At 60.0% G+C, this 22,742-nt stretch carries 26 protein-coding genes; all 26 read left to right on the forward strand.

Translation table 11 applies throughout. The annotated features are described in order from the left end of the window. The first annotated feature begins 370 nt into the window (after positions 1-370). The 26 genes from rpoB to rplF all read left to right on the forward strand — a co-directional run bounded on the left by rpoB (position 371) and on the right by rplF (position 22,715). A complete protein-coding gene (gene rpoB / locus THECO_RS01305; protein WP_198285761.1) occupies positions 371-3,934 on the forward strand; it encodes a DNA-directed RNA polymerase subunit beta in 3,564 nt (1,187 codons plus the stop codon). Between the two features lie 98 nt (positions 3,935-4,032). Then, positions 4,033-7,653, forward strand: a complete 3,621-nt coding sequence (rpoC, locus tag THECO_RS01310) for a DNA-directed RNA polymerase subunit beta' (RefSeq protein ID WP_015253280.1) — start codon at positions 4,033-4,035, stop codon at positions 7,651-7,653. Between the two features lie 388 nt (positions 7,654-8,041). After that, entirely contained in the window at positions 8,042-8,272 is a 231-nt protein-coding gene (locus THECO_RS01315) for a ribosomal L7Ae/L30e/S12e/Gadd45 family protein (RefSeq protein WP_015253281.1), read from the forward strand. Between the two features lie 137 nt (positions 8,273-8,409). Further along, positions 8,410-8,832, forward strand: a complete 423-nt coding sequence (gene rpsL / locus THECO_RS01320; RefSeq protein WP_015253282.1) for a 30S ribosomal protein S12 — start codon at positions 8,410-8,412, stop codon at positions 8,830-8,832. Between the two features lie 46 nt (positions 8,833-8,878). Next, positions 8,879-9,349, forward strand: coding sequence for a 30S ribosomal protein S7 (gene rpsG / locus THECO_RS01325; RefSeq protein WP_015253283.1), 471 nt, complete (start codon positions 8,879-8,881; stop codon positions 9,347-9,349). A gap of 28 nt (positions 9,350-9,377) precedes the next feature. Further along, entirely contained in the window at positions 9,378-11,462 is a 2,085-nt protein-coding gene (gene fusA, locus THECO_RS01330; protein WP_015253284.1) for an elongation factor G, read from the forward strand. Between the two features lie 111 nt (positions 11,463-11,573). Further along, positions 11,574-12,767 carry an elongation factor Tu gene (gene tuf / locus THECO_RS01335; RefSeq protein ID WP_015253285.1) on the forward strand — a complete coding sequence of 398 codons (1,194 nt, stop codon included), beginning with the start codon at positions 11,574-11,576 and terminating at the stop codon, positions 12,765-12,767. Between the two features lie 284 nt (positions 12,768-13,051). Next, entirely contained in the window at positions 13,052-13,936 is an 885-nt protein-coding gene (locus THECO_RS01340; RefSeq protein ID WP_015253286.1) for an ABC transporter ATP-binding protein, read from the forward strand. Between the two features lie 136 nt (positions 13,937-14,072). Further along, on the forward strand, positions 14,073-14,618 hold the full coding sequence (locus THECO_RS01345) for an ABC transporter substrate-binding protein (RefSeq protein ID WP_083883021.1): 546 nt from the start codon (positions 14,073-14,075) through the stop codon (positions 14,616-14,618). Positions 14,619-14,853: 235 nt separating this feature from the next. Then, entirely contained in the window at positions 14,854-15,165 is a 312-nt protein-coding gene (gene rpsJ, locus THECO_RS01350; RefSeq protein WP_015253287.1) for a 30S ribosomal protein S10, read from the forward strand. Positions 15,166-15,220: 55 nt separating this feature from the next. Further along, positions 15,221-15,838, forward strand: a complete 618-nt coding sequence (gene rplC / locus THECO_RS01355) for a 50S ribosomal protein L3 (RefSeq protein ID WP_015253288.1) — start codon at positions 15,221-15,223, stop codon at positions 15,836-15,838. Between the two features lie 31 nt (positions 15,839-15,869). Beyond that, on the forward strand, positions 15,870-16,496 hold the full coding sequence (gene rplD / locus THECO_RS01360) for a 50S ribosomal protein L4 (protein ID WP_015253289.1): 627 nt from the start codon (positions 15,870-15,872) through the stop codon (positions 16,494-16,496). After that, complete coding sequence (gene rplW / locus THECO_RS01365; protein WP_015253290.1) at positions 16,493-16,786, forward strand: 50S ribosomal protein L23; 294 nt, start codon at positions 16,493-16,495, stop codon at positions 16,784-16,786. The genes rplD and rplW overlap by 4 nt, the downstream gene beginning before the upstream one ends. Positions 16,787-16,813: 27 nt before the next feature. Next, positions 16,814-17,644, forward strand: coding sequence for a 50S ribosomal protein L2 (rplB, locus tag THECO_RS01370; RefSeq protein WP_015253291.1), 831 nt, complete (start codon positions 16,814-16,816; stop codon positions 17,642-17,644). Between the two features lie 108 nt (positions 17,645-17,752). Further along, entirely contained in the window at positions 17,753-18,034 is a 282-nt protein-coding gene (gene rpsS / locus THECO_RS01375) for a 30S ribosomal protein S19 (protein WP_015253292.1), read from the forward strand. Between the two features lie 82 nt (positions 18,035-18,116). Further along, on the forward strand, positions 18,117-18,452 hold the full coding sequence (gene rplV / locus THECO_RS01380; protein WP_015253293.1) for a 50S ribosomal protein L22: 336 nt from the start codon (positions 18,117-18,119) through the stop codon (positions 18,450-18,452). A gap of 12 nt (positions 18,453-18,464) precedes the next feature. After that, complete coding sequence (gene rpsC, locus THECO_RS01385) at positions 18,465-19,130, forward strand: 30S ribosomal protein S3 (protein WP_015253294.1); 666 nt, start codon at positions 18,465-18,467, stop codon at positions 19,128-19,130. A 3-nt stretch (positions 19,131-19,133) separates the two neighbouring features. After that, a complete protein-coding gene (gene rplP / locus THECO_RS01390) occupies positions 19,134-19,568 on the forward strand; it encodes a 50S ribosomal protein L16 (protein WP_015253295.1) in 435 nt (144 codons plus the stop codon). Continuing rightward, the gene (gene rpmC, locus THECO_RS01395; RefSeq protein WP_015253296.1) at positions 19,558-19,755 is read left to right on the forward strand and encodes a 50S ribosomal protein L29; all 198 of its coding nucleotides are present in this window, start codon (positions 19,558-19,560) and stop codon (positions 19,753-19,755) included. Before rplP ends, rpmC begins: the two co-directional genes overlap by 11 nt. Before the next feature lie 61 nt (positions 19,756-19,816). Then, positions 19,817-20,080, forward strand: coding sequence for a 30S ribosomal protein S17 (rpsQ, locus tag THECO_RS01400; RefSeq protein ID WP_015253297.1), 264 nt, complete (start codon positions 19,817-19,819; stop codon positions 20,078-20,080). Between the two features lie 41 nt (positions 20,081-20,121). Continuing rightward, on the forward strand, positions 20,122-20,490 hold the full coding sequence (gene rplN / locus THECO_RS01405) for a 50S ribosomal protein L14 (RefSeq protein WP_015253298.1): 369 nt from the start codon (positions 20,122-20,124) through the stop codon (positions 20,488-20,490). An 83-nt stretch (positions 20,491-20,573) separates the two neighbouring features. Further along, positions 20,574-20,927 carry a 50S ribosomal protein L24 gene (gene rplX, locus THECO_RS01410; RefSeq protein WP_015253299.1) on the forward strand — a complete coding sequence of 118 codons (354 nt, stop codon included), beginning with the start codon at positions 20,574-20,576 and terminating at the stop codon, positions 20,925-20,927. A gap of 31 nt (positions 20,928-20,958) precedes the next feature. Then, complete coding sequence (gene rplE, locus THECO_RS01415; RefSeq protein ID WP_015253300.1) at positions 20,959-21,501, forward strand: 50S ribosomal protein L5; 543 nt, start codon at positions 20,959-20,961, stop codon at positions 21,499-21,501. Between the two features lie 25 nt (positions 21,502-21,526). Beyond that, positions 21,527-21,712, forward strand: coding sequence for a type Z 30S ribosomal protein S14 (locus THECO_RS01420; RefSeq protein WP_015253301.1), 186 nt, complete (start codon positions 21,527-21,529; stop codon positions 21,710-21,712). Positions 21,713-21,745: 33 nt separating this feature from the next. Next, the gene (gene rpsH / locus THECO_RS01425; protein WP_015253302.1) at positions 21,746-22,144 is read left to right on the forward strand and encodes a 30S ribosomal protein S8; all 399 of its coding nucleotides are present in this window, start codon (positions 21,746-21,748) and stop codon (positions 22,142-22,144) included. A gap of 28 nt (positions 22,145-22,172) precedes the next feature. Further along, positions 22,173-22,715 carry a 50S ribosomal protein L6 gene (rplF, locus tag THECO_RS01430; protein WP_015253303.1) on the forward strand — a complete coding sequence of 181 codons (543 nt, stop codon included), beginning with the start codon at positions 22,173-22,175 and terminating at the stop codon, positions 22,713-22,715. Positions 22,716-22,742: the final 27 nt, after the last annotated feature.

The following is a 22,742-nucleotide window of genomic DNA, read 5'->3' on the forward strand; positions in this document are numbered from 1 at the left end:
ATAAAATGTCAGCATTAAAATAGGGCACAAGTCTTTTGTCCGCCGTTTGTCAAGTGCAAATTTCAATAGGCGGAACGGACCGTGTCCATGATCCGGCGGATTCAGGTATAATGGCTGTCTTTTCGGTGAAAATGATTAAACATATGGGGATTTCTGCCTCAACCGGAGGAGTGCGGCGCTTCGGCCGTTTTCCGTTTTCGCGGCTGCCCGCGCGCGGCAGGTACCGGTTCGGCGGCGATTCGCGGCACGACGGTCTTTAACCGGGCGCATGCGTCCGGTAAGGCCTTTCTTTCGTCTATGGGCGTTTTCAGGCCGCCGCTAAATACCGCGGCGGATTGATCATATAGCAAGGCAAGGCTGCAAGTCAACCATGAGGGGTGGGGTAAAGTTGGCAGGACATCTCGTTCAGTATGGCCGACGCACGCGCAGGAGCTATTCCCGCATCAAAGAAGTGCTCGAAGTACCGAACCTGATTGAAATCCAGCAGAAATCGTATCAGAAATTTCTGGAGCGCGATCTGCTCGAGCTGTTCCAGGACATTTCGCCGATTACGGATTTCACGGGCAACTTGTCGCTCGAGTTCATCGACTATTCCTTGGGCGAACCGAAATATACGGTGGATGATGCGAAGGAACGCGATGTGACGTACGCCGCTCCGCTCCGCGTCAAGGTGCGCCTCATCAACAAGGAGACCGGCGAGGTGAAGGAGCAGGAGGTGTTCATGGGCGATTTTCCGCTCATGACCGAGACCGGCACGTTCATCATCAACGGCGCGGAACGCGTCATTGTCAGCCAGTTGGTCCGATCCCCCAGCGTGTACTTCAGCACGAAGGTTGACAAGAACGGCAAGAAAACCTACACGGCGACGGTTATTCCGAACCGCGGCGCATGGCTCGAGCTCGAGACGGACGCGAAGGACATCATCTACGTCCGGATCGACCGCACGCGGAAGATTCCTGTCACCGTGCTGCTCCGCGCCCTCGGTTTCGGCACGGATGCCGAAATTCTCGACTTGCTCGGTCAGGATGAGTTCATCCGCAACACCCTCGACAAGGACAACACCGATTCCGTCGAGAAGGCGCTCATCGAAATCTATGAACGGCTCCGTCCGGGCGAACCGCCGACGCTCGAGAACGCGAAGAGTCTGCTCGTCGCCCGTTTCTTCGATCCGAAGCGGTATGACCTGGCGAACGTGGGCCGTTACAAAATCAACAAGAAGCTGAATATCAAGAACCGGCTGTTCAACCAGCGGCTCGCGGAGACGCTCGTCGATCCGTCGACCGGCGAGATTATCGCCGAAGCGGGACAGGTGATCGACCGCCGGCTGCTTGATCAGATTACGCCGTACCTGGATGGCGGCGTCGGCTTCAAGACGTACCATGTCGCGAACGGGGTGCTGGATGCCGACAGTATTCCCCTTCAGGCAATCAGCGTATTCTCGCCCAATGAGGACGGGAAGATCGTCAAGATCATCTCGAACGGCAATATCGACAAGTCGGTCAAGCACATTACGCCGGCCGACATCATCGCGTCGATCAACTATTTCATCAATCTGCTGCACGGCATCGGCAGCACGGACGACATTGACCACCTCGGCAACCGCCGCCTCCGTTCGGTCGGCGAGCTGCTGCAGAACCAGTTCCGCATCGGCCTCTCCCGGATGGAACGCGTCGTCCGCGAGCGGATGTCGATCCAGGACGCGAATGCGATCACGCCGCAGGCGCTGATCAACATCCGTCCGGTCATCGCGGCGATCAAGGAATTCTTCGGCAGCTCGCAGCTGTCGCAGTTCATGGACCAGACGAACCCGCTGGCCGAGCTTACGCACAAGCGCCGGCTGTCCGCGCTCGGTCCGGGGGGTCTCACGCGGGAACGCGCGGGCTTCGAAGTGCGCGACGTCCATCCGTCCCACTACGGCCGGATGTGTCCGATCGAGACGCCGGAAGGTCCGAACATCGGCCTGATCAACTCGCTGTCGACGTACGCGCGGATCAACGAGTACGGCTTCATCGAGGCGCCGTACCGCCGCGTCGATCCGGAGACGGGCATCGTCACGGACCATATCGATTATATGACGGCGGATGAAGAGGACAACTACGTCATCGCGCAGGCGAACGCCGCGCTGACGCCGGAAGGCAAATTCGCGGACGACATGGTGATCGTCCGCTACAACAAGCAGGCGGACAACATCCTGACGATGCCGAGCGACCGCGTCGACTACATGGACGTGTCGCCGAAACAGGTGGTTTCCGTCGCGACGGCGCTCATTCCGTTCCTTGAGAACGACGACTCGAACCGCGCGCTCATGGGCGCGAACATGCAGCGTCAGGCCGTGCCGCTGCTCGTGCCGGAAGCGCCGCTCGTCGGCACCGGCATGGAGTACAAGGCGGCGAAGGACTCGGGCGTCTGCATCGTCTCGAAGTACGACGGCATCATCGAGCGCGTCACCGCGAACGAGATCTGGCTGCGCCGCGTCGAGACGATCGACGGCAAGCAGGTGACCGGCGATCTCGTGAAATACAAGCTGCACAAGTTCGAACGTTCGAACCAGGGCACCTGCATCAACCAGCGCCCGATCGTGAAGAAGGGCGAGTTCGTGAAGAAAGGCGACATTCTGGCGGACGGTCCGTCGACCGACCAGGGCGAACTGGCGCTCGGCCGCAACGTCGTCGTCGCCTTCATGACCTGGGAAGGGTACAACTACGAGGACGCGATCCTGCTCAGCGAGAAGCTGGTCAAGGAAGACGTGTACACCTCGATTCATATCGAAGAATACGAGTCCGAAGCGCGCGACACGAAGCTCGGACCCGAAGAGATTACGCGCGACATTCCGAACGTCGGTGAAGACGCGCTGAAGAACCTCGACGAACGCGGCATCATCCGCGTCGGCGCCGAGATCAGCGCGGGCGACATCCTCGTCGGCAAGGTGACGCCGAAGGGCGTGACCGAGCTGACGGCGGAAGAGCGGCTGCTGCACGCGATCTTCGGCGAGAAGGCGCGCGAAGTGCGCGACACATCGCTCCGCGTGCCGCACGGCACCGACGGCATCGTCGTCGACGTCAAGGTGTTCACCCGCGAGAACGGCGACGAGCTGCCGCCGGGCGTGAACCAGCTCGTGCGCGTGTACATCGCGCAGAAGCGGAAGATTTCCGAAGGCGACAAGATGGCCGGACGCCACGGCAACAAGGGTGTCATCGCGCGCATCATGCCGGAGGAAGACATGCCGTTCCTGCCGGACGGCACGCCGGTCGATGTCGTGCTGAACCCGCTCGGCGTTCCGTCGCGGATGAACATCGGCCAGGTGCTCGAAGTGCACCTCGGCATGGCGTGCAAGCGGATGGGAATCTACGCCGCGACGCCGGTCTTCGACGGCGCGAACGAGGAAGACGTGTTCAACGCGATGGAAGAAGCCGGCATGCAGCGCAACGGCAAGACGATCCTGTACGACGGCCGGACGGGCGAACCGTTCGAGCGGGAAGTCACCGTCGGCGTCATGTACATGATCAAGCTGGCCCACATGGTCGACGACAAGATCCACGCCCGTTCGACCGGTCCGTACTCGCTCGTCACCCAGCAGCCGCTGGGCGGCAAGGCGCAGTTCGGCGGCCAGCGGTTCGGCGAGATGGAAGTGTGGGCGCTTGAAGCATACGGCGCCGCCTATACATTGCAGGAGATCCTGACCGTCAAATCCGACGACGTCGTCGGACGGGTGAAGACGTACGAATCGATCGTCAAGGGCGAAAACGTCCCCGAACCGGGCGTTCCGGAGTCGTTCAAGGTCCTCATCAAGGAGCTTCAGAGCCTCGGCATGGACGTGAAGATCCTGACCGAGAACGAAGAAGAGATCGAGATGAGGGAGATCGACGACGAGGAAGACGGCGCGGGCGACAAGCTCAACCTGAACCTCGAAGGATCGGAAGTCGGCATCGAGTGATCGGCGCCACGTGACTTCATCGTCAGACAAGGCATCGCCGCCCCGTCCAGCGGGCGGCTTCGCCTGCCTCGCGGCAGAGACTGAAGGAGGGTTGCTCCTTGTTGGATGTTAACAACTTCGAGTTTATGAAGATCGGTCTGGCTTCTCCGGACAAGATCCGTTCCTGGTCGCGCGGAGAAGTGAAGAAACCCGAGACGATCAACTATCGGACGCTCAAACCCGAGAAGGAAGGGCTGTTCTGCGAGAAAATTTTCGGTCCGACGAAGGACTGGGAGTGCCACTGCGGCAAGTACAAGCGCGTGCGTTACAAAGGCGTCGTCTGCGACCGCTGCGGCGTCGAAGTGACGCGCGCGAAGGTGCGCCGCGAGCGGATGGGCCACATCGAGCTGGCCGCTCCGGTGTCGCATATCTGGTATTTCAAAGGGATTCCGAGCCGGATGGGGCTGGCGCTCGACATGTCGCCGCGTTCGCTCGAGGAGGTCATCTACTTCGCATCCTATGTCGTGACCGACCCGGGCGACACGCCGCTGGAGAAGAAGCAGCTCCTCTCCGAGAAGGAATACCGCAGCTACCGCGAGAAGTACGGCTACGGCTTCCAGGCCGGCATGGGCGCCGAAGCGATCAAGAAGCTCCTGATGGACATCGACCTCGACCGCGAGATCGATATCCTCAAGGAAGAACTGCGCACGGCGCAAGGCCAGCGCCGCAACCGCGCGATCAAGCGGCTTGAGGTGCTTGAGGCGTTCCGCAATTCGGGCAACCGTCCGGAATGGATGATTCTCGACGTGCTGCCGGTCATTCCGCCGGAACTGCGCCCGATGGTGCAGCTGGACGGCGGCCGGTTCGCGACGAGCGACCTGAACGACCTGTACCGCCGCGTCATCAACCGGAACAACCGGCTGAAGCGGCTGCTCGATCTCGGCGCGCCGGACATCATCGTGCAGAACGAGAAGCGGATGCTGCAGGAAGCCGTTGACGCGCTGATCGACAACGGCCGCCGCGGCCGTCCGGTTACCGGACCGGGCAACCGTCCGCTGAAATCGCTCAGCCATATGCTGAAGGGCAAGCAGGGCCGGTTCCGTCAGAACCTGCTCGGCAAACGGGTCGACTACTCCGGCCGTTCCGTCATCGTCGTCGGGCCGAGCCTGAAGATGTATCAGTGCGGCCTGCCGAAGGAGATGGCGCTGGAGCTGTTCAAGCCGTTCGTCATGAAGGAGCTCGTGAACAAGGGGCTCGCGCACAACATCAAGAGCGCGAAGCGCAAGGTCGAGCGCGTGAGCCCGGAAGTCTGGGACGTGCTCGAGGAAGTCATCCGCGAGCACCCGGTGCTGCTGAACCGCGCGCCGACGCTCCACCGCCTCGGCATCCAGGCGTTCGAGCCGACGCTCGTCGAAGGCCGCGCGATCAAGCTGCACCCGCTCGTCTGTACGGCGTACAACGCCGACTTCGACGGCGACCAGATGGCCGTGCACGTGCCGCTCTCGGCTGAAGCGCAGGCGGAGGCGCGCCTGCTCATGCTCGCTTCGGGCAACATCCTGAACCCGAAGGACGGCAAGCCGGTCGTTACGCCTTCGCAGGACATGGTCCTCGGCAGCTACTATCTGACGATGGACAATCCCGAGGCGAAGGGCACGGGCATGATGTTCGCCACGGTGAACGAAGCGATCTCCGCGTACCACCGCGACATCGTGTCGCTTCACGCGCGGATCGTCATCCCGGCGCGCGCGCTGAACAAGAAGATGTTCACGGAAGAGCAGGAGCGCTCGCTCATCGTGACGACGGTCGGGAAACTGATTTTCAACGAGATTTTCCCGGACACGTTCCCGTACATCAACGAAGCGACGAAGGACAACCTGCTCAAGGGCACGCCGGAACGCTGGTTCGTCAAGGAGAAGGGCGCGGACGTGAACGCGTACATCGCCCAGCTCCCGATCGCCAGCGCGGTGGGCAAGGAATATCTCGGTCAGATCATCGCGGAATGCTTCCGCCTGTACCAGACGACGACAACGTCGATCATTCTCGACAAGATCAAGCAGCTCGGCTTCACGTACTCGACGCGGGCCGGCATCACGATCGCGATTTCGGACGTTGTCGTGCCGGATGCGAAGAAGGAGATTCTCGCCGAGTCCGAGGAGAAGGTCAGGGTCGTCACGAACCAGTACCGCCGCGGCCTCATCACGGACGAGGAGCGGTACGACCGCGTCATCGAGATCTGGGGCCAGACGAAGGACCGGATCACGGACGTGCTCATGAAATCGATGGACCGCTACAACTCGATCATGCTCATGGTCGATTCGAAGGCGCGGGGCAACAAGTCGCAGATCACGCAGCTCGGCGGCATGCGCGGCCTGATGGCGACGCCGTCCGGCCGGATCTTCGAGCTCCCGATCAAATCGAACTTCCGCGAAGGGCTGACGGTCCTCGAGTACTTCATCTCGACGCACGGCGCGCGGAAAGGTCTCGCCGACACGGCGCTCCGGACCGCGGACTCGGGTTATCTGACCCGCCGTCTCGTCGACGTCGCGCAGGACGTCATCGTGCGCGAAGAAGACTGCGGCACGGATAAAGGCATCACCGTCACGAAGATCCACGACGGCAAGGAAGTCATCGAGGATCTGTACGACCGGATCGAAGGCCGCTACACGGCGGCGGCGGTGCGCCATCCGGAGACGGGCGAGATCATCGTCGGCAAGGGCGAAATGATCGATGCCGAGATCGCGGAGAAGATCATCGCCGCCGGCATCGAGAAGCTGGAGATCCGCTCCGTGCTCAGCTGCCGCGCCCGCCACGGCGTCTGCAAGATCTGCTACGGCCGGAACCTGGCGACCGGCAAGCATGTCGAGATCGGCGAAGCGGTCGGCATCATCGCGGCCCAGTCGATCGGCGAGCCGGGTACGCAGCTTACGATGCGGACGTTCCACACGGGCGGCGTCGCCGGCGACGACATCACGCAAGGTCTGCCGCGGATCCAGGAGCTGTTCGAAGCCCGGAATCCGAAAGGCCAGGCGACGATCTCCGAGATCGACGGCGTCGTCAAGGATATCCGCGACGCGAAAGACCGGCGCGAGATCGAAGTCGAAGGCGAAGCGGAGACGAAGGTTTACTCGGTCAGCTACGGTTCGCGCATCCGCGTGAACATCGGCGACCGCGTCGAAGCGGGCGACGAGCTGACGGACGGTTCGATCGACCCGAAGGAGATGCTCCGGATCAAGGGTATCCGCGGCGTGCAGAACTACATCCTGCAGGAAGTGCAGCGCGTCTACCGGAACCAGGGCGTCGAGATCAACGACAAGCATATCGAGGTCATGATCAAGCAGATGCTCCGGAAAATCCGGATCGTCGATGCGGGTGACACGCAGCTCCTGCCGGGTTCTTACGTCGACATCCACGAGTACGAGGCGGCGAACCGCGAAGCGATTCTCGCGGGCAAGGAGCCGGCCGTCGCGAAGCCGGTGCTGCTCGGCATCACGAAGGCGTCGCTCGAGACGGACTCCTTCCTGTCCGCCGCATCGTTCCAGGAGACGACGCGCGTGCTCACGGACGCCGCGATCAAGGGCAAGGTCGACCAGCTGCTCGGCCTGAAGGAGAACGTCATTATCGGCAAGCTGATTCCGGCGGGCACGGGCATGGCCCATTACCGGAACATTCGCTTCGCCGGTCTGGAAGAAGACGAGCAGCAATCGGAAGAAGTGCTTGAAGGCGTAGCGGTCGAATCCTGATGCGCCGGACCTTCCGTCAGGGCGCATCGGATGCGGCACACATCCGAGGATAACGTTTGACCCGATTCCGAGGAAGGCGGCCTGGGCCGGCCGGACGAACCGATCGTCCGGGCCGGCCCGGCGGCTGTCGGAGGGAGATTTCGAGCCGACCGGCCGCAAAACGGACAAGTCTCTCAATGAGAGGCGTCAGCCGTCTGGCTTGAAAGATCAGACCCGACAGGCAGCTCGCTTGTCAAATGACTGATCTTTCACCGCAAATGGGTGCACGGTTTTGGAAGATGCCATTGCAAGCCGTTTTGCTTGACACACCCTGGCAGCAGGTGATACTATATCGGAGTGTGCCTGTAAGGATGGGGATCGTGCGCCTTCGCGAAAGAGAGGAGTCTCCATGCCCTGGAAGATCGGCACCAAGCAAACGACGAAAGCTGTGGAGCAAGGATTGGCCGCGCGGGTATTCGTCGCGCGCGATGCAGATCCTCGGTTGACGGGCAAGCTTGTGGAGCTCTGCCGCAAAGCGGAGATCGAGGTCGAATGGGTGGACCGGATGGCCGATCTCGGCAAGCATTGCGGGATCGACGTCGGGGCCGCCTCGGCCGCCTGGATTCCGGATGGACCGTAAAGCAGACAGCGTTCGCGCCGGATTTCGCCAAGGAATCGCGGCTCGGGCCTTTGCCTGCTTCAAGATGAACCGCCTGGATCTGTGGACTTGAGACACGCAGCTGATGAACCGATTCGCCCAAGGAAGGGGGTGGCAACATGCCAACAATCAACCAACTCGTGCGCAAAGGCCGCAAAGCCAAGGTCGTCAAGTCGAAATCGCCGGCGCTGCAACGGGGTTTCAACGCGCTCAAGCGTGAAGCGACCAACATCAGCTCGCCGCAGAAGCGGGGCGTCTGTACCCGCGTCGGCACGATGACGCCGAAGAAGCCGAACTCCGCCCTGCGGAAATACGCGCGGGTTCGTCTGACGAACCGCGTTGAAGTCACGGCATACATTCCGGGTATCGGCCACAATCTCCAGGAGCACAGCGTCGTGCTGATCCGCGGCGGCCGGGTCAAGGACCTCCCGGGCGTCCGCTATCATATCGTCCGCGGTGCGCTGGATACGGCCGGCGTGAACAACCGCAAGCAAGGCCGCTCCAAGTACGGCGCGAAGCGCCCGAAGGAAGCGAAGAAGTAATAGATCGGCTGACGATGGAGAAACATGATGGAAGGAGGTTGGATCCATGCCACGCAAAGGACCGGTGCCGAAGCGCGATGTGCTGCCGGACCCGATCTACAACAGCAAGCTGGTCACGCGGCTCATCAACCGCATCATGATCGACGGCAAGCGCGGAGTCGCGTCCAGAATCCTGTACGAAGCGTTCGAGATTGTCCGTGAGCGCACGGGCAAGGACCCGATGGAAGTATTCGAGGCCGCTCTCAAGAATGTCATGCCGGTGCTCGAAGTCAAGGCTCGCCGCGTCGGCGGCGCGAACTACCAGGTTCCGGTGGAAGTCAGACCGGAACGCCGGACGTCCCTTGGCCTCCGCTGGCTCGTCAACTACGCCCGCACCCGCGGCGAGAAGACGATGCAGGAACGCCTGGCCGCAGAGATCATCGACGCTTCGAACAACACGGGCGCTGCCGTGAAGAAGCGCGAAGACACGCACAAGATGGCCGAGGCGAACAAGGCGTTCGCGCACTACCGCTGGTAGGATTCAGATTTCGGAAGGAGACAACAGCATGCCTAGACAGTTCTCCTTGAAAGATACGCGCAATATCGGGATCATGGCCCATATTGACGCCGGCAAGACGACCACCACGGAGCGCATCCTGTTCTATACCGGCCGCACCCACAAGATCGGCGAGACGCATGAAGGCTCCGCGACGATGGACTGGATGGAACAGGAGCAGGAACGCGGCATCACGATTACATCCGCCGCGACGACCGCTCAATGGAAAGGTCACCGGATCAATATCATCGACACTCCGGGCCACGTCGACTTCACCGTCGAAGTCGAGCGTTCCCTGCGCGTGCTGGACGGAGCAGTAGCCGTGTTCAGCGCGAAGGAAGGCGTTGAACCGCAGTCCGAGACCGTCTGGCGCCAGGCGGACAAGTACGGCGTGCCGCGGATCGCCTATGTCAACAAGATGGACATTATCGGCGCGGATTACCTCGCCGTCGTCCAGGACATGCGCGATCGTCTGCAGGCGAACGCCGTCGCGATCCAGCTGCCGATCGGCGCCGAGAACGATTTCCGCGGCATCATTGACCTGATCGAGCGGAAAGCGTACTTCTACAAAGACGACCTCGGCAAAGATATCGAAGTCGGGGACATTCCGGCCGACCTGGCCGACAAGGCCGAAGAGCTTCGCAATGAGCTCGTCGAGAAGGTCGCTGAAATCGACGAAGAGCTCATGATGAAGTATCTGGAAGGCGAAGAGATCACCGTTCCGGAACTGAAGGCGGCACTGCGCAAAGGCGTATGTTCCGTTCAGATTTTCCCGGTCGTCTGCGGCTCTTCGTACCGGAACAAAGGCGTTCAATTGATGCTGGACGCCGTCATCGAATATCTGCCGTCGCCGGTTGACGTGCCGGACATCAAGGGCACGCTCGAAGACGGCACGGAGACGACGCGCAAGTCGTCCGACGACGAGCCGTTCGCGGCACTCGCATTCAAGATCATGACCGACCCCTATGTCGGTAAGCTGACGTTCTTCCGCGTCTACTCCGGCATCCTGAACTCCGGTTCGTACGTGCTGAACGCCACGAAGGGCAAGCGCGAACGGATCGGCCGGATTCTGCAGATGCACGCGAACCATCGCGAGGAGATCACGGAAGTGTATGCGGGCGACATCGCCGCTGCCGTCGGCCTGAAGGACACGACGACGGGCGACACGCTCTGCGACGAGAAGCATCCGGTTATCCTGGAATCGATGAACTTCCCGGAACCGGTCATCGAGGTCGCGATCGAGCCGAAGACGAAGAACGACCAGGACAAACTTGGCGTCGCGCTGTCGAAGCTCTCCGAAGAAGACCCGACGTTCCGTGCCTACACGGACGAAGAGACCGGCCAGACGATCATCGCCGGCATGGGCGAGCTCCATCTGGAGATCATCGTCGACCGTCTGAAACGGGAATTCAAGGTCGAGACGAACGTCGGCAAGCCGCAGGTCGCATACCGCGAGACGTTCCGCACGCCGGCGCGCGTCGAAGGCAAATTCGTCCGCCAGTCGGGCGGCCGCGGTCAATACGGCCACGTCTGGATCGAATTCGAACCGCTTGAGCAAGGCGCGGGCTTCGTGTTCGAGAACAAGATCGTCGGCGGCGTCGTTCCGAAAGAATACGTGCCGGCCGTTCAAGCCGGTATCGAAGAAGCGATGCGCAACGGCGTCCTCGCCGGTTATCCGATGGTCGACATCAAGGCTACGCTCGTCGACGGTTCGTACCACGACGTCGACTCGTCCGAAATGGCGTTCAAGATCGCCGGTTCGCTGGCGCTCAAGGCCGCGAAGGACAAGTGTAACCCTGTGCTCCTCGAGCCGATCATGAAGGTCGAGGTCACGGTGCCGGAAGAATACTTCGGCGACGTCATGGGCACGCTCAGCTCCCGCCGCGGACGCATCGAGGGCACGGATACGCGCGCAGGCGCGCAAATCATCCGCGCGAAGGTGCCGCTCGGCGAAATGTTCGGCTACTCGACGACGCTTCGTTCGGGCACGCAAGGCCGCGGGGTGTTCTCGATGGAACTGTCCCACTATGAGGAAGTTCCGAAGTCGATTGCGGACGAGATCATCGCGAAGTACAAGGGAAGCAGCAACGAGTAAGCCTGCATGACGACATAACCGATGTGGTTACAGGACGGATGTCGCGGCGCCTTGCGCCGCGCCCCGCTCCACACATAACCCAATCCATCATCCCAAGGAGGAAATGGTTCAATGGCTAAGGCTAAATTCGAACGTACGAAACCGCACGTCAACATCGGCACCATCGGTCACGTCGACCATGGTAAGACGACGCTGACGGCCGCCATCACGACGGTTCTGTCGAAGAAGTATGGCGGCGGCGCTGCAGTCGCTTACGACCAAATCGACAAGGCTCCGGAAGAGCGCGAGCGCGGCATCACGATCTCGACCGCACACGTCGAGTACGAAACGCCGAACCGCCACTATGCGCACGTTGACTGCCCGGGCCACGCCGACTACGTCAAGAACATGATCACGGGTGCAGCTCAGATGGACGGCGCAATCCTCGTCGTATCCGCTGCTGACGGCCCGATGCCGCAAACGCGCGAGCACATCCTGCTCTCCCGTCAGGTCGGCGTTCCGTACATCGTCGTATTCCTGAACAAGTGCGACATGGTTGAAGACGAAGAGCTGCTCGAACTCGTTGAAATGGAAGTTCGCGACCTGCTGAGCGAATACGAGTTCCCGGGCGACGACACGCCGATCATCCGCGGTTCCGCTCGCGAAGCGCTCGAAAATCCGGACGGTCCGTGGGCTGACAAGATCGTTGAACTGTTCGAAGCGATCGACTCCTACATCCCGACGCCGGAACGCGACGTCGACAAGCCGTTCCTCATGCCGGTCGAAGACGTATTCACGATCACCGGCCGCGGTACGGTTGCAACGGGCCGCGTCGAGCGCGGTACGGTTAAAGTCGGCGACGAAGTTGAAATCGTCGGTCTGCAAGACGAAACGAAGAAAACGGTCGTTACGGGCGTTGAAATGTTCCGTAAGCTGCTCGACCAAGCGCAAGCCGGCGACAACATCGGCGCGCTGCTCCGCGGCGTAGAGCGCAAGGAAATCGAGCGCGGCCAAGTTCTGGTTAAACCGGGCTCGGTTAACCCGCACACGAAATTCACGGCTCAAGTTTACGTCCTGACGAAGGAAGAAGGCGGCCGCCACAAACCGTTCTTCACGGGCTACCGTCCGCAATTCTACTTCCGGACGACGGACGTAACGGGCGTTATCGAACTGCCGGAAGGCACCGAGATGGTTATGCCGGGCGACAACGTCACCCTGACGGTTGAACTGATCGCTCCGATCGCTATCGAAGAAGGTACGCGCTTCGCTATCCGCGAAGGCGGCCGTACGGTAGGCGCAGGTGCCGTTGCTTCGATCCTGAAGTAATGAGGCGCGGCTCCAAGCCGCATATTGCACGGCCGTTTGGCAGCAACTGCTGTCAAACGGCCGCTTGTTTTTTCACGTCCGTCACGATGTCAGCCGATTTTCTTGCCGGATTGCAAGCAGATCATTGACGACGATAATGAGAACCATTATCATAATAGACGGATTGATTTGACCAGCAGGGTGGATGAAGGATCGGGCGCGGCTGCGAAGCCGATTGATTTTTCGAATCCGACTGTGATGGATATGGCCTGACTGCGGCAGGCGACCGGAGAGGATGAGGCGCCTTGGACAGACTGATAACGCAAGACCTGGCGATTGGCTATGACGAACGGCTGATTGTGGACGGTCTGAACCTGAGCATACCGACGGGCAAGATTACCGCCCTGGTAGGTTCGAACGGGTCGGGCAAATCGACGATTTTGAAGACGATGGCCCGCATCATGAAACCCCAGCGCGGCAGCGTGCTGCTCGACGGGAAGGCGATCCACTCGCAATCGACGCGGGAAGTGGCGAAACAGCTGGCGATTCTGCCCCAGAATCCCGTTGCGCCCGAAGGGCTTACGGTCCGCGAACTGGTCGGCTACGGCCGCTATCCGCATCAGAAAGGCTTCGGCACGATGAGCCGGGAAGACCGTGAGATCGTGGAGTGGGCGATCGAGATGACCGGTCTTGTTTCATTTGCCGACCGTGCGGTTGATCAGTTGTCCGGCGGTCAGCGGCAGCGGGCATGGATTGCGATGGCGCTCGCGCAGCAGACGGAAATATTGTTCCTGGACGAGCCGACGACCTATCTCGATATGGCGCATCAGCTCGAGGTGCTGAAGCTGCTGCAGCAGCTCAATGAAGAGCAAGGCCGAACGATCGTCATGGTCGTGCACGATCTGAACCACGCCACGCGTTATGCGCATCACATGGTCGCGATCAAGTCCGGCAAGATCGTGGCCGAAGGCGAACCGGCGAAAGTGACGACGAAGGAAGTGCTCCGCGAAGTATTCGGGATCGAAGCCGATATTCTGTTCGATCCGCGCACCGGCGTGCCGCTCTGTCTGCCGTTCGAGCTGTTCCGCGAAAGCCTGCGTACGGCGAAGAACCGCGAGCATCAGCAGGTGAAGAGCGAACAGGAAGATCGGGCTTACGGCAAGCAGGCGAATGCCGTGACGAACGGTTGACGGGCCGCTCCGGCATGCGAAAGATCTGCAGCCTTCCGAGATTGCGGCTGATTTTCGAAGCCACTGGTTCCCGTTGGGACGGTGGCTTTGTCTTTGTGAGCAGGTGGTTAAATGAACGCATCCAACACCCGGCAAGATTGCGCCGACTTTCGTCCTCAGCGACGAGACGACGGCCGACTGGCGCGCCGCGCTGAGCAAGATCGGCGAAGTGCTCGGCAAGGAAGAAAAAGCGAAAGCCGCGCTCGAAGCTTACGATCAAAAAGTGCAGGAGACGAAAGCCAAGCTCGAGGGCAAGCTTGAAGGCAAATCGATCGCCATCCTGTGGCTGACCGCCAAGCAGTTCTACATGGTCGACACGAAGACGGCGAGCGGCGCGGTCGTGTACGGCGATCTGGGCGTGAACCCGCCGAACATCATGACCGAGATTCCGGAAGAGAACCGCGCATCGTGGAATCCGATATCGCTCGAGAAACTGTCGGAACTGACGGCGGACTACATTTTCCTGGTGAACTACGAAGAAGGCCAGACGGACTCGCTGATCGAGAGCGACCTCTGGAAGACGATCCCCGCCGTCAAAGCGGGACATGTCTACGAGATGGACAAGAACCGCAGCTGGCTGTACAGCGGCGCCATCGCGGGACAGCTGGTGCTGGAAGATATCGAACGGGTGCTGGGAGAGTGACGGCGCAAGCCGCCGCTCTTCCTTTTTTATTGGTTCGGATGCTTGATTCGTCCCGCAAAGAAAAAAGATTGCAAACGCCCGGGTGTTTCGCTATAATATTGCATGTTGGTCTGCGACGTTGCGATGATGCGGGAGGTTGCCGACACACCCGGCCCCTTTGCCATAGGGAGCCTGTCGGGTTATTCTCGCGGAGTATGTCCGATTACCAAATTGGGCGATAGAAGGAGGGACTCATATGGCAGCAAAGCAAAAGATCCGTATCCGTCTCAAGGCATACGATCACCGAATTCTCGACCAGTCCGCGGAGAAAATCGTCGAGACGGCGAAGCGTTCCGGCGCCGGGGTGTCCGGTCCGATTCCGCTTCCGACGGAGAAGCAAGTCATCACGATTCTGCGGGCGGTGCACAAGTACAAGGATTCCCGTGAACAATTCGAGATGCGCACGCACAAGCGTCTCATTGACATTGTGAATCCCACGCCGCAGACGGTCGATGCGCTGATGCGTCTGGACCTGCCGTCCGGCGTCGACATCGAGATCAAACTGTAAGGCCCAGGCCGCGAAGGGCGGCTATTATATGCATGAGAGGAAATGAGGTGTCAACATGAAAGGTATCTTGGGCAGAAAGCTGGGGATGACGCAAGTCTTCGCGGCTGACGGCTCCGTCGTACCGGTTACGGTCATCGAGGCCGGCCCGTGCGTCGTGCTCCAGAAGAAGGATCGGGAGACCGACGGCTACGAAGCGATCCAGCTCGGTTTTGCCGACAAGAAGAACCCGATCAAGCCGGAAGTCGGCCACGCGAAGAAAGCCGGCACGGCTCCCAAGCGCTACGTAAAAGAAATCCGCGGGGTCAACCCGGGCGAATATGAAGTTGGCCAGGAGATCAAGGCGGATATTTTCGCGGAAGGCGAGTTTGTTGACGTGACGGGCATTTCGAAGGGCAAAGGCTTCGCCGGCGTCATCAAACGGTGGGGTCAACAACGCGGTCCGATGGCGCACGGTTCGAAGTACCATCGCGGACCGGGTTCGATGGGCTCCATCCAGGCGAACCGCGTGCCGAAGGGCAAGCATCTGGCGGGCCGCATGGGCAGCGAGACCGTCACGATCCAGAACCTCGAAGTCATTCGCGTCGACGCCGAGCGCAACGTTATTCTCGTGAAAGGCTCGATCCCGGGCGCGAAGAACTCGTTCGTGAAAATCAGATCCTCGGTGAAGAAATAAACCGATTCTTGCAGGAAAGGAGGAACATGAAATGCCGAAAGTAGCAGTATACAATGTGAGCGGGGCGCAGGTAGGCGAGATCGAGCTGTCCGATGCGGTATTCGGAATCGAGCCGCACGTGCATGCGCTGCACAGCGCGATCGTGCTGCAGGAAGCCGCCGAGCGCCGCGGTACGCATAAAACGAAGGGGCGTTCGGAAGTGAGCGGCGGCGGCCGCAAGCCCTGGAGACAGAAAGGAACGGGCCGCGCCCGTCAAGGCAGCATCCGGGCTCCGCAATGGAAAGGCGGCGGCACCGTGTTCGGTCCTCTGCCGCGCACGTACGGATTCAAGCTGCCGAAGAAAGTCCGCCGGCTGGCGATCCGCTCGGCGCTGTCCGCGAAAGTGGGGGCGAGCGAACTGATCGTGCTGGATGAGCTGAAGCTCGCCAAGCCGAAGACGAAGGATTTCGCCGGCATCCTGAACAATCTGAAAGTCGACCGCAAGGCGCTTGTCGTGACGGCGGAATACGACGACAACGTGGCGCTTTCCGCACGGAACATTCCGGGTGTGAAATTCATTGCGGCTGACGGCATCAATGTGCGTGACGTCATGGTCCACGACAAGCTCATCATGACGAAGGACGCGGCACTGAAAGTACAGGAGGTGCTGGCGCAATGAAGGACCCGCGCGACATCATCAAACGTCCGGTCATCACCGAAGAGTCGAGCGAACTGATGGCGAACAAACGCTATGTGTTCGAAGTGGATCTGAAGGCGACGAAGACGGAAATCAAGTCCGCCGTCGAACAGATCTTCAAGGTCAAGGTCGTGAAAGTGAACACGATGCGCGTTCCGGCCAAGCCGAAGCGCTACGGCCGTTATGAGGGCTACACGAGCGAATGGAAGAAAGCGATCGTGCAGCTCAGCCCGGACAGCAAGGAACTCGAGTTCTTCGAGGCGTCCGTCTGATTCTGTTGAGACAAGGAGGGGATATTCGTGCCCATCAAGAAGTACAAACCGACTTCTCCGGCCCGGCGCGCCATGTCGGTCTCGACGTTCGAGGAAATTACGACGGACCGCCCGGAGAAATCGCTGCTTGCGCCGCTGAAGAAGAAAGCGGGCCGCAACAACCAGGGCAAGATCACGGTCCGCCATCACGGCGGCGGCCATAAACGGAAATACCGGATCATCGACTTCAAACGGAACAAGGACGGCATCGTCGGCAAGGTCGCGACGATCGAATACGATCCGAACCGCACGGCGAACATCGCGCTAATTCACTATGTCGACGGCGAGAAGCGTTACATCATCGCGCCGAAGGGTCTGAAGGTCGGCGACGAGATCATGTCCGGTCCGAACGCGGACATCAAGGTCGGCAACGCGCTGCCGCTCGAGAACATCCCGGTCGGTACGGTCATCCACAACATTGAGCTCCGCCCGGGCAAAGGCGGCCAGCTCGTGCGCGCCGCCGGTACGGAAGCGCAGCTGCTCGGCAAAGAGGACAAGTATGTCGTTGTCCGTCTCACGTCCGGCGAAATGCGCCGCATCCTGAAGACGTGCCGCGCGACGATCGGTTCGGTCGGCAATGAAGACCACGAGCTGATCAAGATCGGCAAGGCCGGCCGCAGCCGCTGGCTCGGCAGACGTCCGACGGTCCGCGGTGTCGTCATGAACCCGGTCGACCACCCGCACGGCGGCGGCGAAGGCCGCGCTCCGATCGGCCGCAAGTCGCCGATGTCGCCGTGGGGCAAACCGACGCTCGGCTACAAGACGCGCAAGAAGAAGAAAGCGTCGAGCAAGTACATTATTCGCAGCCGCACGAAGTGATCGAACGCCCGCCGCGTAGATAGCTTGGCACCCGCGCGGGGGCCGCATGAAGCGCCCGCGCGGATCCGGCGGGCTTTGGTCTCGATTTAAGCGAAGGGAGGAACACCGATGGGTCGCAGCCTGAAGAAGGGACCGTTCGTCGACGATCACCTGATGAAGAAAGTCGAAGAACTGAACGCAAGCAACAAGAAAGCCGTCATCAAGACCTGGTCCCGCCGTTCCACGATTTTTCCGCAATTTGTCGGCCATACGTTCGCCGTCTACGACGGACGCAAGCATGTGCCGGTTTATGTAACGGAAGACATGGTGGGCCACAAACTCGGCGAATTCGCGCCGACGCGTACGTTCAAAGGCCACACCGACGACGACAAGAAGACGGGCAGAAGATAATTCGGCGCCTGCCGGTTTTGAACATGCAGCCTCAAGCGGTTCATGCCGGAACAGGCCTATGTCATGAGAGGAGGTTTCTTCCATGCCAGAAGCGAAGGCACACGCGAACTATGTGCGCATCGCGCCGCGCAAGGCACGGCTCGTCGTGGATCTGATCCGCGGCAAGAGCGTGGGTGAAGCGATCGCGATTCTGCGCCATACGCCGAAGGCGGCATCCCCGATCGTGGAAAAGCTGCTCAATTCGGCAGTCGCGAATGCAGAACATAACTACCAGATGAACGTAGAACGGCTCTACATTTCCCAGGCATACGTGAACCAGGGGCCGACGTTGAAACGGTATCGTCCCCGCGCCCAGGGCCGCGCATTCCCGATCAAGAAACGTACGAGCCACATTACGCTGGTGGTATCTGAAAAATAAGGAGGGACACGTGTGGGTCAAAAGGTCAATCCGGTCGGTCTCCGCATCGGAATCATCCGGGATTGGGAATCCAAATGGTACGCCGGCAAAGACTTCGGCGACCTTCTGCTTGAAGACGTCAAAATCCGTGATTTCCTGAAGAAGAAACTGAAAGACGCCGCGGTCTCCCGCATCGAGATCGAACGGGCGGCGAACCGCGTCAACGTGACGATCCACACCGCGAAGCCGGGCATGGTCATCGGCAAAGGCGGCGCGGAAGTCGAAAATCTTCGCACAGAATTGACGAAGATTACGAAGGGCAAGAAAGTCCACATCAATATTCTGGAGATCAAACAAGCGGATCTGGACGCGACGCTTGTCGCGGAATCGATCGCTCAGCAGCTTGAACGCCGCATCTCGTTCCGCCGCGCGCTGAAACAGGCGATCCAGCGGACGATGCGCGCCGGCGCGAAGGGCATCAAGGCCAGCGTCAGCGGCCGTCTCGGCGGTGCGGAAATCGCCCGTACGGAAGGGTACACCGAAGGCACGGTGCCGCTGCACACGCTGCGCGCGGACATCGATTACGGCACGGCGGAAGCCCATACGACTTACGGCCGCATCGGCGTGAAAGTATGGATCTACCGCGGTGAGGTGCTCCCGGCGAGAAAGAAAGCTGCCGTCCAGGAAGGAGGCAACTGACCCATGTTGATACCGAAGCGCGTCAAACACCGCAAGGTTCAACGCGGTAAAATGAAAGGCCGCGCCAAAGGCGGCACGGAAGTAGCATTCGGCGAATACGGTCTGCAGGCGCTCGAGCCGGCATGGATCACGAACCGGCAGATCGAGGCGGCGCGGATCGCGATGACCCGTTACATCAAGCGGGGCGGCAAGGTGTGGATCAAGATTTTCCCGTCCAAGCCGATCACGCAGAAGCCGCTGGAAGTCCGGATGGGTTCCGGTAAAGGTAACGTCGAGAAGTGGGTAGCAGTCGTCAAACCGGGCAAGATCATGTTCGAACTTGCGGGCGTATCCGAAGAAGTCGCTCGTGAAGCGATGCGTCTCGCGTCCCACAAGCTTCCGGTGAAGACGAAGTTCGTGAAACGAGAAGAAGCGGGTGGTGAAGCAAATGAAAGCTAACGACTTCCGCAACCTGACGACGGCCGAAATTGAACAAAAGATTTCCGGCTACAAGGAAGAGCTTTTCAACCTTCGCTTCCAATTGGCTACCGGCCAGCTGGAGAACCCGACGCGCATCCGCGACGTGCGCAAGGCGATTGCGCGTGCGAAGACCGTCATCCGCGAACGCGAACTGGGCATCAGCTGAAGCTTAAGCCCGTAAGCATCCGCAAGAACCGAACCTCTCTTGATGAGGAAGGAGGAAAACCATGAGCGAACGCAATTCCCGCAAAGTGGAGATCGGACGGGTCGTCAGCGACAAAATGGACAAGACGATCGTCGTGGCGGTCGAGACGTACAAGAAGCACAAGCTGTACCACAAGCGGATCAAGTACACGAAGAAATACAAAGCGCACGATGAGAACAACGAAGCAAAGATCGGCGATATCGTGAAGATCATGGAAACGCGCCCGCTGTCGAAAGACAAACGGTTCCGTCTGGTCGAAATCGTCGAAAGAGCCGTCGTGCTGTAAGGTAATGTTCGGTTTCATTTTCCCGAAAGGAGGACGCTAGCATGATTCAACCGTTCACTCGCCTGGCCGTTGCCGACAACTCCGGCGCGAAGGAACTGATGTGCATTCGCGTTCTGGGCGGCACGGGACGCCGCACGGGCCGCATCGGCGATCTGATCGTATGTTCCGTCAAGTCCGCAACACCCGGGGGCGTTGTCAAGAAAGGCGATGTCGTGAAAGCTGTCATCGTCCGCACGAAACGCCCTGTGCGCCGCAAAGACGGTTCCTATATTTCGTTCGACGAGAACGCCGCCGTCATCGTGCGGGAAGACAAGAGCCCGCGCGGCACGCGGATCTTCGGACCTGTCGCACGTGAACTCCGCGACAAGGATTTCATGAAGATCATCTCGCTGGCGCCGGAAGTCATCTGATCGGACAGCACACAAGAGCGGGAACGTACCGCTCTTCAACAAGAAAGTCAAGCCAATCCTGCAGTCGAAGTGAGGTGTAACGAATGCCCAGGCTGAAGAAAGTTCTCGAGTCGCACAACAACAAGCTGCACGTGAAGAAGGATGACACGGTCATCGTCATCACGGGCAAGGACAAGGGCAAAAAAGGCCGCGTCATCGCAGCTTTCCCGCGCGAGAACCGGGTGCTGGTCGAAGGCGTGAACATGGTGAAGAAGCATACGCGTCCTTCGCAGCAAAATCCGCAAGGCGGCATTATCGAACAAGAAGCGCCGATTCACGTATCGAACGTGATGCATGTCGACCCGAAGACCGGCAAGCCGACGCGCATCGGCTACAAGGTGCTGGAGAACGGCAAGAAAGTCCGGGTCGCGAAGCGTTCCGGAGAAGTCATCGACTAATCCGCGAGACGAAAGGAGGTCCGTGTGAAGAATGGCAGTACGACTGAAGGATAAATTCCTGAACGAGATCACGCCTGCTTTGATGCAGAAGTTCAACTATACAACGGTCATGCAAGTGCCGAAGGTCGAGAAGGTCGTCATCAACATGGGCGTCGGCGAAGCGGTCGGCAACCCGAAAGTGCTCGATGCGGCCGTCGAAGACCTGCGGCTGATTTCCGGCCAGAAACCGGTCGTCACCCGGGCGAAGAAATCGATCGCGGGATTCAAGCTCCGCGAGGGCATGCCGATCGGCGTGAAGGTGACGCTGCGCGGCGACCGGATGTATTACTTCCTCGACAAACTGTTCAATGTCGCGCTTCCGCGGGTTCGCGACTTCCGCGGCGTCTCGACGAAGGCGTTCGACGGACGCGGCAACTACACGCTCGGCTTGAGAGAGCAGCTGATCTTCCCGGAAATCGAGTACGACAAGATCGACAAGGTGCGCGGTATGGACGTCGTCATCGTCACGACGGCCAAGACGGACGAAGAAGCTCGTGAGCTGCTGGCCCAGCTGGGCATGCCGTTCGCGAAGTAATCCGAAGGCAGGAGGTGCGAACCCTATGGCGAAGACGTCGATGAAAGTGAAGCAGCAGCGCAAGCCGAAGTTTAAAGTGCGGGCTTACACGCGCTGCGAACGCTGCGGCCGTCCGCATTCCGTCTTCCGGAAATTCAAGATTTGCCGGATCTGTTTCCGTGAACTGGCCTACAAGGGACAGATTCCGGGCGTGAAAAAAGCGAGCTGGTAATTCACCCGGCACGGGAAGGAGGTTCTCGAACCAATGGTTATGTCCGATCCGATTGCAGATATGCTGACGCGTATCCGCAACGCGAACACCGTACGTCACGAAACCGTGGAAATGCCGGCTTCGAAGATCAAACGGCAGATCGCCGAGATCTTGAAGAATGAAGGCTTCATCCGCGATGCCGAATATATCGAAGACAACAAGCAGGGGATCATCCGCATCTTCCTGAAGTACGGACCGAACAACGAACGTGTCATCACCGGGCTGAAGCGCATCAGCAAGCCGGGTCTGCGCGTTTACACGAAAGCGAACGAAATTCCGCGCGTGCTCGGCGGTCTGGGCATCGCGATTCTCTCGACGTCCAAGGGCGTCATGACCGACAAGCAGGCCCGCCAACTGAAAACGGGCGGCGAAGTCATCTGCTACGTGTGGTAAGACCGCTATAACGATTGGAGGTGTCGACATGTCTCGTATCGGCCGCAAACCGATCGCCATTCCGAGCGGCGTGGACATCACGCTGAACGGCAATGTCATTACCGTGAAAGGTCCGAAGGGTACGCTGACGCGCGAGCTGCATAAAGACATGAAAGTCGTTGTCGATGGCGGCGCCGTGTCGGTCGAGCGTCCTTCCGACGATAAATTGCACCGCTCCCTGCACGGCACGACGCGCAGCGTCATCGCCAACATGGTCAGCGGCGTAACCGAGGGCTTCAGCAAGAGCCTGGAACTGGTCGGTGTCGGTTACCGCGTGAACAAGCAAGGCGACAAGATCGTCCTGAACGTCGGTTACTCGCACCCGGTGGAGATCGTGCCGGACAAGGGCATCGAGTTCGAAGTGCCCTCGCAGACGAAGATTGTCGTGAAAGGCATCGATAAGGAACTCGTCGGCGCAACGGCCGCGAAGATCCGCGCCGTACGCGAGCCGGAACCGTACAAGGGCAAAGGCATCAAATACGAAGACGAACGGATTCTCCGCAAGGAAGGCAAGGCCGGTAAGAAGAAATGATCGGCCGCGCCGCTGAAGGACGGTACA

The organism is Thermobacillus composti KWC4 (assembly GCF_000227705.2).
Classification (GTDB): domain Bacteria; phylum Bacillota; class Bacilli; order Paenibacillales; family Paenibacillaceae; genus Thermobacillus; species Thermobacillus xylanilyticus.

Excerpts from the sequence above, each read along its gene's own strand:
- rpoB (WP_198285761.1), top strand. The coding sequence starts at position 371 with ATGAGGGGTGGGGTAAAGTTGGCAGGACATCTCGTTCAGTATGGCCGA.
- THECO_RS01315 (WP_015253281.1), top strand. The coding sequence starts at position 8,042 with ATGCCCTGGAAGATCGGCACCAAGCAAACGACGAAAGCTGTGGAGCAA.
- rpsL (WP_015253282.1), top strand. The coding sequence starts at position 8,410 with ATGCCAACAATCAACCAACTCGTGCGCAAAGGCCGCAAAGCCAAGGTC.
- rpsG (WP_015253283.1), top strand. The coding sequence starts at position 8,879 with ATGCCACGCAAAGGACCGGTGCCGAAGCGCGATGTGCTGCCGGACCCG.
- fusA (WP_015253284.1), top strand. The coding sequence starts at position 9,378 with ATGCCTAGACAGTTCTCCTTGAAAGATACGCGCAATATCGGGATCATG.
- tuf (WP_015253285.1), top strand. The coding sequence starts at position 11,574 with ATGGCTAAGGCTAAATTCGAACGTACGAAACCGCACGTCAACATCGGC.
- rpsJ (WP_015253287.1), top strand. The coding sequence starts at position 14,854 with ATGGCAGCAAAGCAAAAGATCCGTATCCGTCTCAAGGCATACGATCAC.
- rplC (WP_015253288.1), top strand. The coding sequence starts at position 15,221 with ATGAAAGGTATCTTGGGCAGAAAGCTGGGGATGACGCAAGTCTTCGCG.
- rplD (WP_015253289.1), top strand. The coding sequence starts at position 15,870 with ATGCCGAAAGTAGCAGTATACAATGTGAGCGGGGCGCAGGTAGGCGAG.
- rplW (WP_015253290.1), top strand. The coding sequence starts at position 16,493 with ATGAAGGACCCGCGCGACATCATCAAACGTCCGGTCATCACCGAAGAG.
- rpsS (WP_015253292.1), top strand. The coding sequence starts at position 17,753 with ATGGGTCGCAGCCTGAAGAAGGGACCGTTCGTCGACGATCACCTGATG.
- rplV (WP_015253293.1), top strand. The coding sequence starts at position 18,117 with ATGCCAGAAGCGAAGGCACACGCGAACTATGTGCGCATCGCGCCGCGC.
- rplP (WP_015253295.1), top strand. The coding sequence starts at position 19,134 with ATGTTGATACCGAAGCGCGTCAAACACCGCAAGGTTCAACGCGGTAAA.
- rpmC (WP_015253296.1), top strand. The coding sequence starts at position 19,558 with ATGAAAGCTAACGACTTCCGCAACCTGACGACGGCCGAAATTGAACAA.
- rpsQ (WP_015253297.1), top strand. The coding sequence starts at position 19,817 with ATGAGCGAACGCAATTCCCGCAAAGTGGAGATCGGACGGGTCGTCAGC.
- rplN (WP_015253298.1), top strand. The coding sequence starts at position 20,122 with ATGATTCAACCGTTCACTCGCCTGGCCGTTGCCGACAACTCCGGCGCG.
- rplX (WP_015253299.1), top strand. The coding sequence starts at position 20,574 with ATGCCCAGGCTGAAGAAAGTTCTCGAGTCGCACAACAACAAGCTGCAC.
- rplE (WP_015253300.1), top strand. The coding sequence starts at position 20,959 with ATGGCAGTACGACTGAAGGATAAATTCCTGAACGAGATCACGCCTGCT.
- THECO_RS01420 (WP_015253301.1), top strand. The coding sequence starts at position 21,527 with ATGGCGAAGACGTCGATGAAAGTGAAGCAGCAGCGCAAGCCGAAGTTT.
- rpsH (WP_015253302.1), top strand. The coding sequence starts at position 21,746 with ATGGTTATGTCCGATCCGATTGCAGATATGCTGACGCGTATCCGCAAC.
- rplF (WP_015253303.1), top strand. The coding sequence starts at position 22,173 with ATGTCTCGTATCGGCCGCAAACCGATCGCCATTCCGAGCGGCGTGGAC.